The following is a 16493-nucleotide window of genomic DNA, read 5'->3' as shown; positions in this document are numbered from 1 at the left end:
ATTAAGTAGTAAGCCGGTGCATTAATCCGGTGGTTACAGAAGTATTCGGTGGAGCGGTAGTTCAGTCGGTTAGAATACCTGCCTGTCACGCAGGGGGTCGCGGGTTCGAGTCCCGTCCGTTCCGCCACTTATTAAAAGCCCTGAGCTAACGCTCAGGGCTTTTTTCTTATCTGTCGTTTAACTATTGCGAAATTAGCAAAAATCCTCTGCGTTTTACGATCTTTTTCGACATAACAACCACAGCGATAATCCTCCTCAGTTTACGAACATAACGATTGAGGAATCATATGACTATCCCTGCACTGGGTCTCGGCACTTTTCGCCTGAAGGACGACGTTGTTATCGCATCTGTTAAAACCGCTCTGGAACTGGGCTATCGCGCCGTTGATACGGCGCAGATTTATGACAACGAAGCTGCCGTAGGCCTGGCCATCGAAGAGAGCGGCGTACCGCGCCAGGAGCTTTTCATCACCACCAAAATCTGGATTGAGAACCTCAGCAAAGACAAGCTGATCCCAAGCCTGAAGGAAAGTCTGAAAAAGCTGCGTACTGATTATGTTGATCTGACGTTGATCCACTGGCCATCACCTGGCGATGCCGTCTCCGTAGAGGAATTCATGCAGGCGCTGCTGGAGGCAAAAGAGCAGGGCTTAACGCGTGAAATTGGTATCTCGAATTTCACTATCCCATTGATGGAAAAAGCCATTGCCGCAGTGGGTAAAGAGAATATTGCTACTAACCAGATTGAACTCTCTCCCTACCTGCAAAACCGCAATGTAGTGGACTGGGCGAAACAGCATGGTATTCATATCACCTCGTACATGACGCTGGCTTATGGTAAAGCGCTGAAAGATGAAGTCATTGCGCGCATCGCTGAAAAACACAATGCGACAGCTGCACAGGTGATCCTGGCATGGGCGATGGGTGAAGGTTATGCCGTGATCCCGTCTTCAACCAAACGTGAAAACCTGGCAAGTAACCTGTTAGCGCGGGATCTCCAGCTTGATGATGAAGATAAAAAAGCTATCGCAGCACTGGAATGCAACGATCGTCTGGTCAGCCCGGAAGGGTTAGCACCAGACTGGGATTAATAAAACCCTCCCTCTGTGCCCTTAACCCTCACACAGCTCCTCCGGGAGCTGTTTTTATATGCTCACTCAGGAAGTCGATAAATGCGCGTATGCGCGTACTTACCGCTCGGTCACTGTAATACACCGCGCTAAAAGGCATCTCTACAGGCAAGCGTTTATCAGCCATCAGCTCAACTAGCTGGCCAGCTGCAATTTCCTTATCAATCATATAGTCGGATAAGCAGGCGATCCCATTCCCTTGCAGACACAGCTGCTTCAGCGTTTCCCCGCTGTTAGAAGAGATGCCGGAGGTGATTTCATGAAGCTGTCCGTCATGGCAGGCGACAGGCCAGGTATTCAGGCTTACAGGCTCCGTAAAACCCAGACAAAGATGCTGCTTCAGCTCTTCAACCGTCTCCGGTCTGCCATGCTCGGCAATATATTGCGGTGACGCGATAATTTTGCGGTAGCTGGCGAACAAGGGGCGCGCGCGTAAGCTTGAGTCCGTCAGAGTGCCCGCGCGGATCGCCACGTCAACTTTACGCTCAATCAGGTTAATGAATGTCTCAGAAGAGACCAGCGACAGGGTCATCTCCGGGTAACGCTCCCGGAAGGGCTTGATTAACGGCATCAGGAAATGCAGCACGACCGGCGTCGCCGCATCTATGCGCAGCAGGCCACGCGGCGTGCTGCGTGATTCCATGATTTCCGTTTCTGCCGCCGCCATCTCCTGCAAAACCGACTGCACGCGTCGAAAATAACGCTCACCTTCTTCCGTCAGGCTGAGCTGGCGCGTTGTTCTGTTAAGCAGGCTTACCCCGAGCTTCATTTCCAGCTTTTTCACCGAGCGGCTGATGGCTGAGTTCGCCTGCCCGAGCTGTTCGGCGGCGCGGCTAAAGCTTCCGCTTTCGACCACGGCGACAAAGATAGTCAGTTCTTCCGATGTAGCCTTCATTATTGCACCACCTGCAAAATTCTATTGAGATTCTAACCATTTTTGTTATTTAAACACTGGCGCATACTGCCTGTCATCTTAATCCTGAAGAGACGGAGTATTTTATGCCACTGGCGCTTCTTGCCCTGACGATCAGTGCCTTTGCAATTGGCACGACCGAATTTGTTATTGTAGGACTGGTCCCTACCATTGCTCATCAACTTGCCATTTCGCTGCCCTCTGCCGGGCTGCTGGTATCTATTTATGCGTTAGGTGTCGCTGTTGGGGCGCCTGTGCTGACGGCGCTGACCGGCCGATTCCCGCGTAAACAACTGTTAGTCGCCCTGATGGTGCTCTTTACCGCCGGCAATATTCTGGCCTGGCAGGCACCGGATTACGCCACGCTGGTCGTTGCTCGCCTGCTGACAGGCCTCGCGCACGGGGTCTTCTTCTCTATCGGTTCCACGATTGCAACCAGCCTGGTGCCAAAAGAGAAAGCGGCGTCAGCCATTGCGATTATGTTTGGTGGCTTAACCGTCGCGCTGGTCACCGGCGTGCCGTTAGGCACGTTTATTGGACAACATTTTGGCTGGCGTGAAACCTTCCTCGCGGTATCGCTGTTGGGCGTCATTGCTCTGGTGGCCAGCCTGCTGTTGGTCCCGTCGAATATCCCGGGGCGCGCGAGTGCCAGCCTGAGCGATCAGGTTAAGGTTCTTACACACCCGCGCCTGCTGCTTATCTATGCCGTAACGGCGCTGGGCTATGGTGGCGTGTTCACTGCGTTCACCTTCCTTGCGCCGATGATGCAGGAGCTGGCTGGTTTCTCCCCGGGGGCAGTGAGCTGGATTTTACTGGGCTACGGTATCTCCGTCGCAATCGGCAATATCTGGGGCGGCAAGCTTGCGGATAAGCATGGTGCGGTACCGGCGCTGAAGTTTATCTTCGCCGCACTGGTTGTTCTGCTGATGATTTTCCAGTTCACCGCATCGATGCAATACGCCGCGCTGGTAACGGTATTGGTTATGGGGGTATTCGCGTTTGGTAACGTACCGGGATTGCAGGTCTATGTTGTGCAGAAAGCTGAACGCTATACCCCCAATGCGGTGGATGTCGCATCCGGCCTGAATATTGCCGCATTCAATGTCGGTATCGCACTCGGCTCGGTTATCGGTGGGCAGACGGTTGAACACGTTGGATTAACCCAGACGCCGTGGATTGGCGCAGTGATTGTGCTTGTCGCTTTCTTCCTGATTGCTCTGAGTGGACGTCTTGATAAACCTGCTCGCGTCGCGCTGGGATGAGTATCAGTAAGTGCTTGCTTACAAAACTGGAAAGCGGTTTCTCAGTAATTGCGTTGAAAGTGTGACCTAAAATCCCTATAACATTAGAACCAGTCCGTTTTCCGGGCTGGTTCATGTTACAGAGGCCGTTTCCAAAAGTGCGAAAAAATACCTATGCCATGCGTTATGTTGCCGGAATGCCTGCGGAGAGGATCTTGCCTCCGGGGTCGTTTGCGAGCCTCAGCCAGGCATTACCTGCGGGCACTCCCTTAAGCAGTGACGATAAAATTCGCGTGCTGGTGTGGAACATCTTCAAGCAACAGCGCGCGGAGTGGTTATCCGTACTTCAAAATTTCGGCAAAGATGCGCACCTGGTTCTGTTACAGGAGGCGCAAACCACGCCTGAGCTGGTAAGGTTTGCAACAACAAACTATCTTGCAGCCGATCAGGTGCCTGCCTTTGTTCTGCCACAGCATCCTTCTGGGGTGATGACCCTTTCAGCCGCACATCCGGTCTATTGCTGCCCGCTGCGTGAACGTGAGCCAATCCTGCGTCTGGCAAAATCGGCGCTGGTCACGGTCTATCCGTTGCCTGATACCCGTCTGCTGATGGTGGTAAACATTCATGCGGTGAACTTCAGCCTGGGCGTTGATGTATATAGTAAGCAGTTACTTCCCATTGGCGATCAGATTGCTCATCACAGCGGGCCAATCATTATGGCCGGCGACTTCAATGCCTGGAGCCGTCCGCGCATGAACGCGTTGTACCGCTTTGCGCGTGAAATGTCGCTGCGTGAAGTGCGTTTTGGCGATGACCAGCGCAAGAAAGCGTTTGGCCGGCCTCTCGATTTCGTTTTCTATCGTGGTTTAAGCGTGCACGACGCCTCCGTACTGGTGACGCGCGCCTCCGATCATAATCCTCTACTCGTTGAATTCAGTCCCGGCAAACCTGATAAATAATGGTGCGTCAGGTCTGCCGTGGGGCAGGCCTGTGCGGGTGCTGCCCTTCATTCTTTACCCATAAAAGGACAGCAACATGACAACAACACACTCTCATCATGACAACGTCGAAAAACAGTTTGGTTCTCAGGCAAGTGCCTATCTGAGTAGCGCCGTGCACGCTTCTGGCCGCGATCTGGTGCGTCTTGGCGAACGGCTCGCCGCCTTTCCTGATGCGCACGTGCTGGACTTAGGCTGCGGGGCGGGGCACGCCAGTTTTACCGCTGCACAGCATGTCGGCCAGGTAACGGCGTATGATTTATCGAGCCAGATGCTGGATGTGGTTGCTGAGGCAGCGAAAGCGAAAGGGCTGAATAACGTCACGACGCGCCAGGGTTACGCTGAATCTTTACCCTTTGAGGATGCGTCGTTTGAGGTTGTGATTAGCCGTTACTCTGCACACCACTGGCATGATGTGGGTCAGGCATTACGGGAAGTGAAACGCGTGCTCAAACCGGGCGGGATCTTCATCATCATGGACGTGATGTCTCCCGGACATCCGGTGCGGAATATCTGGCTTCAGACGGTTGAAGCGCTGCGTGATACCTCGCACGTGCAAAACTACTCCAGTGGAGAGTGGCTTACGTTTATCACCGAAGCCGGCCTGATTTCACGCTCGTTGATAACCGACCGTTTGCCGCTGGAGTTTACGTCATGGATTGCGCGGATGCGCACACCGGAGGCATTAACGCAGGCGATCCGATTGTATCAGGAGAGCGCCTCTGCTGACGTGAAGGCGTACTTTGAACTGCATGAGGATGGTTCATTTACCAGCGACACCATCATGGCCGAAGCGCATAAAGCGGGATAAACAAAAAAGGCACCGAGGGGAATCGGTGCCTTTTTAACAAGCGATCGTACTATCAGGAATCTGGCGTAGCGCTGTTTTTCACAAACAGCGTCAGCTGGTCGCCAGGTTGCAGGTTGGCCGTATCGTTGTTCCAGCGCATCACATCTTTGATGTTTACGCCGTGACGCTTAGCAATACTGGACAGCGAGTCGCCTTTACGCACGCGATAGGTAATGCTATCGCTGTTTTTAGCGAGACGCTGTGCGCTGCTACCTGCACCTACGGTCAGCGTTTGACCCACTTTCAGACCCGACCCGCGCAGATTATTCCACTGCTGGAGATCTTTCGTATTCACGCCAAGACGTGATGCAATACCTGAAAGCGTATCACCTGAACGCACCTTATAGCTGCGGCTGCTTACTGGCGACGTATCAGCGATCAGCGTGGACTGAACGGCTGCAATTTCACCCGAAGCTAAAGACTCACGTAACTGTTCTGCGTGTTTCTGCGGAACCATCACATAGCGCGGGCCACTTGCACCCAGCGTAGAGCCTTTAACACCTGCATTAAAGGTTTTCAATTTACTTACCGACATACCCGTCATATCGGCAACCTGTTGAATATCAACCGGGCTGCTGAGGCGGACACGCGCCAGTGCACGACTTTCGTCTGGTGTTGGCAGTTGTACACCGTAACGTTTGCTGTTCTTGAGAATATCGCTCAGGGCCAGCATTTTCGGTACGTAAATCTTTGTTTCCTGTGGCAGTGAGAGCGACCAGAAGTCTGTGGATTTACCACGCGCTTTATTCGCTTTCATTGCCTTCAGTACACGACCTTCACCACTGTTATACGCTGCGACAGTCAATAACCAGTCGCCATCAAACATCTTGTTCAGACGTTGCATCATATCGAGAGCGGCTGTCGTTGAAGCGACAACATCACGACGCGCATCGTAGTTGCGGGTCTGCTTTAAACCATAATTTCGCCCTGTGCTCGGAATGATCTGCCAAATGCCTGCGGCATTGGCGCCAGACGTCGCGTGCGGGTCAAAAGCGCTCTCCACTATGGGTAGTAGTACCAGTTCCATAGGCATGTTACGTTTCTTAACTTGCCCGGCTATCCAGTACATATACGGCTCTGCCCGTAATGTTACATCGTGGAGATAGCTCTTATTTCTTAAATACTTCTGCTTCTGTTCGCGAATCCGGGTGTTCTCCGGAATTCCCATCTTTAGCTCGTCGCCAATAGAGGCCCACAAGTCTTGTTCCTGCGCGAAGGATGTCCCATCGTCCAACCATCGCGCCTGACTCGTAAACTTCCCTGCTTCCCCTTGACCAGCCGCAGAAAGGCTCTGTGCGTGCTGCTGTACGTTGCCGCCGTTCTGTGACTGGCAACCAACAAGCAGGACAGAGGCGAGTAATATCGCTTTTGCCTTCATGTGTGTGTCAATAGTTGCTTAAAAGACGAGCGATGATAACGGCGAAATTTTGAAAAGGCAACCCGCATTTATCTGAAGTTATCTTTCTTTGACCTTAACCATGCAAAACGCGCTTCTGGTTGTTGCAAATTTGTTTCTTGGTTAATTTTATTAATTAAATCAACGTCATTCGTTCTTAAAAATAAATTTATTTGGCGCTCATTTTTCAGAATTACGGGGAGTGTTTTTTGGTTTTTTGCACGTAACTCCTTCACTTTCTGGTAATAATCCTGAATCGCCCGATCCTCGGGTAAGATGCTCGCAGCAAACTTCATATTTCCTAATGTATACTCGTGCGCACTACAAATAATGGTGTCGGCAGGCAATGCATTAATTTTTTGTAAAGATTGATACATTTGTTCTGGCGTGCCTTCAAAAAGCCTTCCGCATCCACCTGAAAACAGCGTGTCGCCGCAAAACAGATAAGGTTTACTGTAGAAACAGAGATGTCCAGAAGTGTGACCTGGTGTAGCAAATACGGAAAACTCCCACCCAAGAATCTGGACACTTTCGCCCTCGCTAACGACTTGCGTTGTGCCCTTGTTTTGTGTCTCAGCCGGCCCATACACGGCAAGACCAGGATATTGCGCAAGCAGATCGGGAACTCCGCCCACGTGGTCATTGTGATGGTGGGTGAGGAGAATCGCCTCCGGCTGCCAGCCGTTTTCATTTATTGCGTCCAGGATCGGAGTGGATTCGCCGGGATCGACAATGATGCATCTGCGATCGTCGTCGACTAAAACCCAGATGTAATTGTCCTGAAAGGCGGAAATACTGATAAGATTCATGCATTACCTCTTATAGCGTGGCGGGTGTTTTGATGAAACCGGCAAGGATACCTCAGACTGTCGCACCACCGGATCGTTGGGCAGAGTTGCCCTGGGGTGAATATTATCGCGAAGCTTTAGAACTTCAGCTTAAACCCTGGCTCGCGAAAATGTATGGTTTTCACCTGCTTAAGATTGGCAATCTCAGCGCAGAAATCAATACCGAAAGCTGCGCTATCTCGCATCAGGTTAACGTATCGCTTAAGGGTTCCCCGGTTCAGGTGAAAGCAGATCCGTTGCATTTGCCGTTTGCGGAAAAATCCATCGATGCCTGTCTGCTCGCCCATGCGCTGCCCTGGTGTAGCGATCCCCATCGTCTGCTGCGGGAAGCCGACCGCGTGTTGATTGACGACGGCTGGCTGATCCTGAGCGGTTTTAATCCGCTGAGTCTGATGGGGCTGCGCAAGCTAACGCCCGTACTGCGCCGCACGCCGCCGTATAACAGCCGGATGTTTACTATGATGCGCCAGCTGGACTGGCTTTCACTGCTGAATTTTGAAGTGCTGAGCTACGGCGGTTTTCAGGTCATTCCCTGGACGCGAAAAGGCGGTGTTTTACTCAGCACCCATTTACCCGCGCTGGGCTGCATGCAGTATATTGTCGCGCGTAAGAGGACGATCCCCCTTACGCTCAACCCGATGAAGCAAAGCAAATCAAAAACGCGGATCCGCCAGACCGTGGGTGCCACGCGGCAGTACAAAAAACCGTGATCAGGATTCAGGCTGATAACCTGCGTCCTCATGGGTCGGGTTGGATGCCGCCGCGCGAGCCAGCTCATCACAGCGTTCGTTTTCAGGGTGCCCGGCGTGCCCCTTTACCCATTCCCATTTGATTTCGTGCTGACCGAGGGCGGCATCAAGACGCTTCCAGAGGTCGACATTCTTGACCGGCTTTTTCTCTGCCGTTTTCCAGCCGCGTTTTTTCCAGTTGTGGATCCACTGGGTGATGCCCTGGCGAACATACTGGCTGTCGGTACTCAGCACCACGTCACAATGTTCTTTTAACGCTTCCAGCGCCACGATGGCCGCCATCAGCTCCATGCGGTTGTTGGTGGTGAGAAAATAGCCTTCACTAAAGGTTTTTTCATGCTCACGATAACGCATAATGGCGCCATAGCCGCCGGGCCCTGGGTTACCGAGACAAGATCCATCGGTGAAAATTTCTACCTGTTTACGCATCTCTGGTAGACTTCCTGTATTTGAAACGTTCAGTAAAACGATAAGTCTGACATAAATGACCGCTATGAGCACTGCAATTACTCGCCAGATTGTTCTTGATACCGAAACCACCGGTATGAACCAGATTGGCGCCCACTACGAAGGGCATAAAATCATTGAGATTGGTGCCGTTGAAGTGGTGAATCGTCGTCTTACGGGCAACAACTTCCACGTTTACCTCAAACCCGATCGGCTGGTGGATCCGGAAGCGTTCGGCGTTCACGGGATTGCCGATGAGTTTTTGCTGGATAAGCCCACCTTCGCCGATGTCGCGGATGAATTTCTCGATTACATCAGAGGTGCGGAACTTGTCATTCATAACGCATCGTTCGATATCGGCTTTATGGACTATGAGTTCAGCAAGCTCAACCGCGATATTCCAAAGACCAATACGTTCTGTAAAGTCACGGATAGCCTGGCGCTGGCAAGGAAGATGTTTCCCGGCAAGCGTAACAGCCTTGATGCCCTGTGCTCTCGCTATGAGATAGACAACACCAAGCGAACCCTGCACGGCGCATTGCTCGATGCCCAGATCCTGGCCGATGTTTACCTGACCATGACCGGCGGGCAAACATCGATAAAATTCAGTATGGAAAATGAATCCCAGCAGACGCGGGACGAAGGCGGTATTCAGCGTGTCGTGCGCCAGGCGAATCGCCTGCGGGTTGTTTTAGCCAGTGATGAAGAGCTGATGAACCACGAATCTCGCCTCGATTTAGTTCAGAAGAAGGGCGGAAGCTGTCTGTGGCGTGGGTGAAAAAAGGCGGAAACGTTTGTTAAATCACCGTTTGGGTGATTTTTGCAGCAAACGATTCAAAACCTGAGAAAAAGCGTTGACGAGTTACGAGGCAGACCGTAATATTCGCCTCGTTCACCAAACGGGAACAGTGGAGCGGTAGTTCAGTCGGTTAGAATACCTGCCTGTCACGCAGGGGGTCGCGGGTTCGAGTCCCGTCCGTTCCGCCACTATTCAGTTTTCGGGTGTTTCATAACATCCGATATAGTAAAGAAAACCGTATCGCTGTTTACAGGATACGGTTTTTTTTCGTCTGTACTCTTCTCTCCCCGATACCGGGGAAGCCAAAGCCTACAGTCCTGCGCTCAAAAGACATAAATTTCGCAGGCCCATTTCAGGCTTTATGCGGAGAAATTCAATAAAAAACAGAATATTGCTTACTTCTTCACAGAGATTGAAGGAATGCGTTTTATGGCTGTTCTTACCCGTCCGTTATCGACTTTCTAAGTTCAGAAAGTAAAACCCGCAGAAAAGTCAGTTGAACAGGAATATTCGGTGAGATCCCAGGCATGGCTGGAATGCCATAAGAATCATTAGATAAAGCTGTCCGGTCTTTTTCTTCAGTTTTGTCACAGGCTGAATACTTCCAAGAGGAACTTACGAAAGAGGGGGAACTATCAGTCTGGTTTTTTTCTTTATGCGGTGCGAATAGCGAAAACGCGAAATCAGCAGTTGCAGCAGTGTGGCAACGGGCAGCCGGCGTCCGGTTGCTGTCGGTGCCACGGAGGCCAAATCTATTTATTAACGATCATAACCTCGATATCCGTGGCGCTTTCACCCACCTCGTCCAGCATCGAGCCGTAAATAATACCGACAGTCCATGTTTCGGCTTTCTGACGTTAAAATTCAGACTGGTTCTTGTCTTTGCTATAACTAAGTTGAATTTGTTATTGTTTACAAACACTACATGCCTTTCGCCCAGAGATGTGTTGTCTGTCTTACCTAGGTCACCTGTGACTAAAAGGTTGAGAGGAAGAGCAACTTCTGACACTAGTCCTCTGTTATGGGATATGACAGTTATTAATTTATTCTTTGTGATGGATGGCGTCATTTTCTTGCTCCCATATACATAATCCTCTTGAATAATATATTAATGATATAGTTGTATCATTTATATTACTGCTTCGATTCATTTCTTTAAATAAAAAAATAGGGTCGTACAGTTATTTGCGTTGTGCTTTATGTAAAAAAATACCCTATCTATCAGATTATTGGACCTCTTGTGGGGAGGAACTAGCTTTATAAATTTAAAAGTATAATGCTGCAAATAAGTTTGCATGATCTTGGTCAAGTATATTAAGTGGGCGTTATTGGATACTTAAATTAATTTTTGAGTAAACGATTGAATGGTTTGTCTTATATTTATGCGATGAATGTATGTTGTTCAATGATGTAGGGTATGGTTTTTTTCTCGATTCTCTCATAATGGGTGGCTGGTTTTAAAAGTCTGTTTTTTGTCATGCCGTGAAGTTACGGTATACCTCAGTTATTTGCGGGATCAGGAAGGTTGTTATGTCATCACAAGGATTACGTTTTACTCTGGATGTTGAAGGGCTCCCGCCGAATATGTTTCCTGTGGTCGAATTTAACCTGAACGAGTCGCTCTCTTCACTTTTTCGTCTTGATGTGAGCGTTTCCAGTGAATATTTCACCTCCCTTAGCCACGAGATGGTGACGGAGAAAACGGCAATTCTGAAAATATGGGAAGGGGAAACCATCCTTCGCCATGTAAAAGGTATTGTCACCGCTTTCAGCCGGGGTGAGTTCGATGGTCAGCGGACGGATTACTGGCTGGAAATCCGTCCTCCGTTCTGGCGCAGCGCCCTGCGGCAGAATTTTCGCAGTTTTCAGAATCAGGATATCGAAACCATCATCACCACGCTGCTGGGAGAGAATGGCGTCACTGAATACAGCCCCCTGCTGGGAGACGAGCATCCGCCGCGCGAGTTCTGCGTCCAGTATGGTGAAACGGATTATGACTTCCTGCTTCGTCTGATGGCGGAGGAGGGTATCTTCTTTTATGAAGAATACGCTGACGATGGCGATAATCAGTGGCTCATCCTGGCTGATAATGTGTCATATCTTCCTGACCCCCTCGAAATACAGTACAACCCCGATAAGTCTTCCGGCACGACCACCGACCATATTGACCAGTTCAGCCACTGTTTCCAGGTCAGCCCTTCGTCTGTGGTATCACAGGATTACACCTTTAAACGCCCCGGATGGCGTGGGCAGTTTAAGCACGTGGGGGAAAATACCGACTGGCAGAGTGACCAGTACGAGATTTTTGACTATCCGGGACGGTTCAAAAATGAGCAGCACGGGATGGAATTTACCCGCAGGCAGGTGGAAGGTCTGCGCAATGGTGCCGAGACGGCGCTGTGCAACACCGGTTCACCGAAGCTGTGGCCGGGAATGCGCTTTACGATGTCGGAGCATCCGCTGGACAGCCTGAACAGGACATGGCAGGTGGTGAATTGTTATATCCACGGCGAACAACCACAGGCGGTTCCCGGCTCTGCGGGAGAAGGTACCACGCTCACAAATCAGGTTCACGTGATGCCGGCAGACAGAACATGGCATTCGGCACCGCTGCCCAAACCGCGAGTGGACGGCCCGCAGTCGGCAACAGTAACGGGACCGGAGGGAGAAGAAATCTTCTGCGATGAATACGGACGCGTGCGGGTGAAGTTCGTCTGGGACCGCTACAACAAAGCGAACCAGGACAGTTCCTGCTGGGTGCGGGTGTCTCAGGCATGGGCCGGAACGGGGTTCGGTAATCTTGCCATTCCCCGAGTGGGCCAGGAAGTGATTGTTGATTTTCTCAACGGTGACCCGGATCAGCCCATTATTATGGGACGGACCTATCGTGAGGATAACAAGCCGCAGGGTGGTCTTCCGGGCAGTAAAACCCAGATGAGTATCCGCTCGAAGACGTATAAGGGCGGTGGATTTAATGAAATCCGCTTTGAAGATGCGACATCGAATGAACAGGTGTATTTCCACGCCCAGAAGAACATGGATACCGAGGTGCTGAATAACCGTACCACCGATGTGAAGGTGGATCACACCGAAATGATTGGTAATAACCAGAGTATAACGGTGGGGGTTGGACAGACGGTAAAGGTGGGCGGAAAAAAAGAGGGTGGTCACGACCAGAGTGTTAGCGTCGCCAACGATCAAAAGATCACCGTTAATAACGATCAGACTGTCACCATTAAGCACGATCAGAAGCTGGACGTCACGAATAACCGCCGTAAGGATGTGGGTAACGATCAGCATAGTCAGGTGGTAGGCAATGATACTGAGGATGTACTGAAGTCGCAGACCATTACCGTGGGAGAAAATTTTTCCCTGACAGTGACAAACAGTTCATCTATTGATTCAGGTGATGTCATTGAACTGAAGTGTGGTGCCAGTCTGCTGAGAATGGACAGTAGTGGGAAAGTGACCATTACAGGTACTGTCTTTGATTTTGAGGCGACCGGGCCAGTCAAAATTTCCGGAAAGGATATTGATCTTAACTGATACAGGGATCGTGGAAATGATAGATATAGAAAATCATACGCCGTTTCCTTGTCTGGCGTTTGAGAAATACGGGCGCTACGGCGTTCTCTTTGATGTTATTGCTTTCAGAATGACGCTTCGCCTGAAAAACGGTTATTACGCTGATCTTGCTGACAGGCAGGCGGGACTGGTGATGGCGGATGAATATTATGGTGAACCGGAAACCAGTAGCCTGAAGTATGAAACGGATCTGGTACTTTACAAAAAAAATACGGATATCCATGTTATTGGTAATGCGCGTTCAGCAGGAAGTTCCTTGCCTTACTGGAGGGCTGGTATTCGTGTCGGTAATTTTTCAAAGCGCTTCAATCTGTGTGGTCCGCGTTACTGGCGTTATGAAAACCGACGCTGGCAGTTAAGCCCGGCTGAGAACGTTGACGCTGTTCCCCTGCGTTATGAACTGGCTTATGGCGGTGTCTGGCAGTTGGAGGGTCAGGAAAAGCAAGTCTTCCAGGCGAATCCTGTAGGGCGTGGGTATTACCCTGATATTCGTGCTCTGGATACTAAACTGCAATACAGTTCACCGCAGATAATCGGACATCACCAGACAGAAGACAGTGAGCACCTGATTGATACGCCTGATGTGCCACAGGGAACCGGTCCAGTCTCTCGCTGGTGGCAAAGTCGTCTTCAGTATACCGGAACGTATGATGATGAGTGGCTTGGCAATCGATATCCTTTTTTGCCGGATGATTTTGATGAACATTTCTACAGTAGCGCTCACCCTGAACTGATTCATCCAGGCCATTTGTCCGGGGATGAAGGTATTGTTCTTGAAGGCCTATTGTCTGATGCCAGTCGAGTCGTGACCGGTTTGCCAGGTCTGCGACCCATTCTTGTTTTGAAAGATCGCAGAGGAAATCCACATACGCAGATTCCAGTTGCTGACACGCTGACTATTAATCTTGACGAACATCAGATTTATTTGACCTGGCGGCTGACTGTTCCTGCTGCATTAGAGCTAAAAGAGGGAGTGCTGGGGTGTATTGTGCCGCCGAAGACAAAAGGAGCCTGTCATGGCAGATAAACACATTGCCGATGGTGAGGCTGGCTTTCAGGCTGTCAACAGTACACCGGACGTATGTAAAGTGGGAAATGCGGTTGTACCGTTTGACTGTTTTCAGCGTCTGAGTAGCGAAAAGCAATACAGCACAACAGTACGGGCGCGTGGATTTTCGGTTCTGAATGTGGGATCCGTGATTTCCGGGACGCAGAGTAATGCCGGAAGTGGTGTGATGTCAGGTACTTCTCTTGGAAGTGGTGACTGTACTATCCTGACCGGCAGTGCGACGGTCAGAGTCGAAGGCAAGCCTGTTGCACGGCATGGCTCAGATGTAGGGATGAACAATCTGAACTGTCTGGGAAAACTTCAGACACTGGTGGCTCCACCAGTTGTAGTTGTTAAAGATAACACTATTCCCTGTAATAACCCTCCAGTTTCCTCCCCGTACCTCGAAGCGTTTATGCAGGACAGGCAGGATGCCAGCAATAGTTTGATGGAAAAACTGCGACAGTCACTGGATACCAGTAAGACAATTAATTCGGCAGATAAATGGACGAAGGAGCAGATTGATAAACTACGCCCGGTTCCGTTACAGGGAGAAGCGGGACAAACAATTTATGACAGGGAATCGGGGGAGGAAATCCCGTTAGAGGTTTATAACACCAGAAACGATATTAATGCGGGTTTGCTCAGGGCTGCACTGGGATTTGGTGCCAGTAGCGTATCCGGGATTTTCAGTTTTGCGAATTCGATAGAACAGTTTCTCCTACAGGACCCCAGGATAAAAGTACTGGATAGCCTGATTCTGGCAGAGAATATAAAACTGGGGAATGTTTGTGCAGAAGGTATTTGGAAAGATACGGAAGAATATTGGGATAAACTTTCTAGTGCGGCGAGTAAGGCATGGGATTATTTTCAGGATAAATGGGATAAGGCATCGCCTGGGGACAAAGCAGAGATGGCGGGTCTGGCTTTGGCTGAACTGGCGACGCTTCCTATGCCTGCATCAAAAGCTGGATGGGTGGGTAAGGCTGGCAAGGTAGGTAAAATAGCTAAAGCTGATGAAATAATTACCTTAAATAAGGTGGAAGATGTAGTTAAAGCAAGCAAAGTCAGTGATGCTGATGTTATTAGCAAAACTCGTGATGCAAGTAAAACTGATGAAGTCGCAAAAGCAAAAGCTGAAAGCAAGAAGGGTAAAGATGGAGTTAAGGTTTTAAAACCCAAGAAAATAAAATGTTTCTACCCTTATGAAGGTGGAAAATTCAAGAGGTTGTCTAAGGATGGTCAGGAGAAATATCTCAAAGAATACAGAGAACAGTTACAGCGTCAGCAAGACGCAATAAATAAAATGACAGCCCAGGAATTTAAGGATGCCAGAGATTTGTTCGACAGACAGAAGCGACATCCTGGTTCCAAAGACGCCCAGAATAAATTCCGTGAAAAATATGAAAATGAAATGAGAGATAGAATATATGAAGAGTTGAGAAATGAAGGAGTTTCTGTTTCTGATGCGAGGAAAAGGGCAACAGAGCAAGCCAAAGAAGCGATGTCAGGGTTAGCCGCTTTGCATGAACCCGATATGGGGGCTGGTGGTGCTGGAAACCCCAATCCTGTGACCGTAGGGGATCGTGCTGTCAATAGTGCAATCGGCGGAAGCTGGCAACATGGGCGCATATCAGTGATTGATGATATGGCTAAAGATGCTATTGACAAAGGTGCAGGGGGGAGCAAAATGAACGTACAGTTGGAAGTTTGTGAAAGGAAATGATGATGAAAGAAATTCGAGACGATGATTTTGCTGGCTTTATAGAAATATTCGGTGAGGCAACAAAATCAACTATTGTGTCTGATTCTCATGTACAAAAATGGCGCGAGATTCTCCCAAACCAACTGCTCCGTTACTGGAAAATTGAAGGGTGGAATACATATCGACATGGATTATTGAGTATTGTTAATCCTGATAATTATGAAGACATTCTTGATATCTGGTTGGAAAATACTTTCCTTGAAGAGAGGGATTCTTATCATGTAATAGCCAGAACTGGATTTGGTTCACTTTATGCATGTGGAGAACAAAGTGGTAGAAATTTGATTATTGATTGTTATAACCATAGTATTTATTTCAGTAAAAATAATGCCTTTGTTAAGCCTCAAGATAAGCTTGATTCGGAAATTAGATCATTCTTTGGGGCGTCAAATATAGAAAGATTTGATCTTAGAAACGAAAGTGGTGAATATTTATTCGAGCGCGCTGTTAATAAACTCGGTCCACTTAATGATGATGAAATATTTGGATTTGAACCGGCTTTAATTTTTGGTGGTGTTGAAGATATAAAACATATTGTAAAAGTTAATGCTCAAGTACATTTAACATTGTTGCGTGAATTTTCCGAACCCACTATTTATGAATTATAGACAGTAATTTTTCAAAACTAAATAAGCGTGTCCATAAGGAATAAATTTTTAGCGTAATTTTATCTATAGGGAATGAGGATCGAGTGAGTTATTTACACGTCTTTTAACTTGCTCTT

At 49.3% G+C, this 16493-nt stretch carries 14 protein-coding genes and 2 tRNA genes; 12 read left to right on the top strand and 4 right to left on the bottom strand.

Annotated elements, in window-relative coordinates:
- Positions 1–50 precede the first annotated feature (50 nt).
- Positions 51–127 (top strand) — tRNA-Asp (locus tag N5C09_RS06165).
- Between the two features lie 160 nt (positions 128–287).
- Positions 288–1091: a 2,5-didehydrogluconate reductase DkgB gene (gene dkgB / locus N5C09_RS06160; RefSeq protein WP_279748662.1), complete on the top strand. Its 804-nt coding sequence runs from the start codon at positions 288–290 to the stop codon at positions 1089–1091.
- A gap of 28 nt (positions 1092–1119) precedes the next feature.
- Here the strand turns inward: dkgB and yafC are convergent, their stop codons facing one another.
- Positions 1120–2025: a DNA-binding transcriptional regulator YafC gene (gene yafC, locus N5C09_RS06155; RefSeq protein WP_102750193.1), complete on the bottom strand. Its 906-nt coding sequence runs from the start codon at positions 2023–2025 to the stop codon at positions 1120–1122.
- Positions 2026–2129: 104 nt separating this feature from the next.
- Here yafC and N5C09_RS06150 point away from each other — a divergent pair, with 104 nt between their 5' ends.
- From N5C09_RS06150 to N5C09_RS06140, 3 genes are all read left to right on the top strand, one after another.
- Positions 2130–3305 (top strand): MFS transporter, encoded by a 1176-nt coding sequence (locus N5C09_RS06150; protein WP_279748661.1) that lies wholly within the window; start codon positions 2130–2132, stop codon positions 3303–3305.
- Between the two features lie 137 nt (positions 3306–3442).
- Positions 3443–4243, top strand: a complete 801-nt coding sequence (locus N5C09_RS06145) for an endonuclease/exonuclease/phosphatase family protein (RefSeq protein ID WP_063451802.1) — start codon at positions 3443–3445, stop codon at positions 4241–4243.
- A gap of 76 nt (positions 4244–4319) precedes the next feature.
- Positions 4320–5093 (top strand): class I SAM-dependent methyltransferase, encoded by a 774-nt coding sequence (locus tag N5C09_RS06140; RefSeq protein WP_112793277.1) that lies wholly within the window; start codon positions 4320–4322, stop codon positions 5091–5093.
- Positions 5094–5145: 52 nt separating this feature from the next.
- Here N5C09_RS06140 and mltD read toward each other — a convergent pair whose 3' ends face one another.
- Positions 5146–6510 carry a murein transglycosylase D gene (gene mltD, locus N5C09_RS06135; RefSeq protein WP_107534745.1) on the bottom strand — a complete coding sequence of 455 codons (1365 nt, stop codon included), beginning with the start codon at positions 6508–6510 and terminating at the stop codon, positions 5146–5148.
- 68 nt (positions 6511–6578) lie between these two features.
- The gene (gene gloB / locus N5C09_RS06130; RefSeq protein ID WP_063869190.1) at positions 6579–7337 is read right to left on the bottom strand and encodes a hydroxyacylglutathione hydrolase; all 759 of its coding nucleotides are present in this window, start codon (positions 7335–7337) and stop codon (positions 6579–6581) included.
- Between the two features lie 32 nt (positions 7338–7369).
- On the opposite strand from gloB, the gene N5C09_RS06125 reads away from it, so the two are divergent.
- The gene (locus N5C09_RS06125; RefSeq protein ID WP_107534747.1) at positions 7370–8086 is read left to right on the top strand and encodes a class I SAM-dependent methyltransferase; all 717 of its coding nucleotides are present in this window, start codon (positions 7370–7372) and stop codon (positions 8084–8086) included.
- Here the strand turns inward: N5C09_RS06125 and rnhA are convergent, their stop codons facing one another.
- Complete coding sequence (gene rnhA / locus N5C09_RS06120) at positions 8087–8665, bottom strand: ribonuclease HI (RefSeq protein ID WP_162196835.1); 579 nt, start codon at positions 8663–8665, stop codon at positions 8087–8089. It abuts the gene before it with no gap.
- Between rnhA and dnaQ the strand changes: the two genes are divergently transcribed.
- The 6 genes from dnaQ (at position 8619) to N5C09_RS06090 (ending at position 16377) form a co-directional block, all read left to right on the top strand.
- The gene (dnaQ, locus tag N5C09_RS06115; protein ID WP_072201000.1) at positions 8619–9350 is read left to right on the top strand and encodes a DNA polymerase III subunit epsilon; all 732 of its coding nucleotides are present in this window, start codon (positions 8619–8621) and stop codon (positions 9348–9350) included. The two genes, rnhA and dnaQ, sit on opposite strands and share 47 nt — an antisense overlap.
- 132 nt (positions 9351–9482) lie before the next feature.
- A tRNA-Asp gene (locus tag N5C09_RS06110) sits at positions 9483–9559 on the top strand.
- 1342 nt (positions 9560–10901) lie between these two features.
- Positions 10902–12917 (top strand): type VI secretion system tip protein TssI/VgrG, encoded by a 2016-nt coding sequence (tssI, locus tag N5C09_RS06105; RefSeq protein ID WP_279748659.1) that lies wholly within the window; start codon positions 10902–10904, stop codon positions 12915–12917.
- 16 nt (positions 12918–12933) lie between these two features.
- Positions 12934–13983, top strand: coding sequence for a DUF2169 domain-containing protein (locus N5C09_RS06100; protein ID WP_279748658.1), 1050 nt, complete (start codon positions 12934–12936; stop codon positions 13981–13983).
- A complete protein-coding gene (locus tag N5C09_RS06095) occupies positions 13973–15730 on the top strand; it encodes a polymorphic toxin type 15 domain-containing protein (RefSeq protein ID WP_279748657.1) in 1758 nt (585 codons plus the stop codon). Before N5C09_RS06100 ends, N5C09_RS06095 begins: the two co-directional genes overlap by 11 nt.
- Positions 15727–16377, top strand: coding sequence for a GAD-like domain-containing protein (locus tag N5C09_RS06090; RefSeq protein WP_279748655.1), 651 nt, complete (start codon positions 15727–15729; stop codon positions 16375–16377). Before N5C09_RS06095 ends, N5C09_RS06090 begins: the two co-directional genes overlap by 4 nt.
- Positions 16378–16493: the final 116 nt, after the last annotated feature.

The sequence above is a fragment of the Enterobacter sp. GD03975 genome (assembly GCF_029838645.1).
Classification (GTDB): domain Bacteria; phylum Pseudomonadota; class Gammaproteobacteria; order Enterobacterales; family Enterobacteriaceae; genus Enterobacter; species Enterobacter quasihormaechei.
Note: the sequence above shows the minus strand (reverse complement) of the source record. Positions and strands in the feature narration are given on the sequence as shown.

Excerpts from the sequence above, each read along its gene's own strand:
- N5C09_RS06100 (WP_279748658.1), top strand. The coding sequence starts at position 12,934 with ATGATAGATATAGAAAATCATACGCCGTTTCCTTGTCTGGCGTTTGAG.
- gloB (WP_063869190.1), bottom strand. The coding sequence starts at position 7,337 with ATGAATCTTATCAGTATTTCCGCCTTTCAGGACAATTACATCTGGGTT.
- yafC (WP_102750193.1), bottom strand. The coding sequence starts at position 2,025 with ATGAAGGCTACATCGGAAGAACTGACTATCTTTGTCGCCGTGGTCGAA.
- N5C09_RS06140 (WP_112793277.1), top strand. The coding sequence starts at position 4,320 with ATGACAACAACACACTCTCATCATGACAACGTCGAAAAACAGTTTGGT.
- dkgB (WP_279748662.1), top strand. The coding sequence starts at position 288 with ATGACTATCCCTGCACTGGGTCTCGGCACTTTTCGCCTGAAGGACGAC.
- N5C09_RS06150 (WP_279748661.1), top strand. The coding sequence starts at position 2,130 with ATGCCACTGGCGCTTCTTGCCCTGACGATCAGTGCCTTTGCAATTGGC.
- N5C09_RS06095 (WP_279748657.1), top strand. The coding sequence starts at position 13,973 with ATGGCAGATAAACACATTGCCGATGGTGAGGCTGGCTTTCAGGCTGTC.
- dnaQ (WP_072201000.1), top strand. The coding sequence starts at position 8,619 with ATGAGCACTGCAATTACTCGCCAGATTGTTCTTGATACCGAAACCACC.
- tssI (WP_279748659.1), top strand. The coding sequence starts at position 10,902 with ATGTCATCACAAGGATTACGTTTTACTCTGGATGTTGAAGGGCTCCCG.
- N5C09_RS06090 (WP_279748655.1), top strand. The coding sequence starts at position 15,727 with ATGATGATGAAAGAAATTCGAGACGATGATTTTGCTGGCTTTATAGAA.
- mltD (WP_107534745.1), bottom strand. The coding sequence starts at position 6,510 with ATGAAGGCAAAAGCGATATTACTCGCCTCTGTCCTGCTTGTTGGTTGC.
- N5C09_RS06125 (WP_107534747.1), top strand. The coding sequence starts at position 7,370 with ATGAAACCGGCAAGGATACCTCAGACTGTCGCACCACCGGATCGTTGG.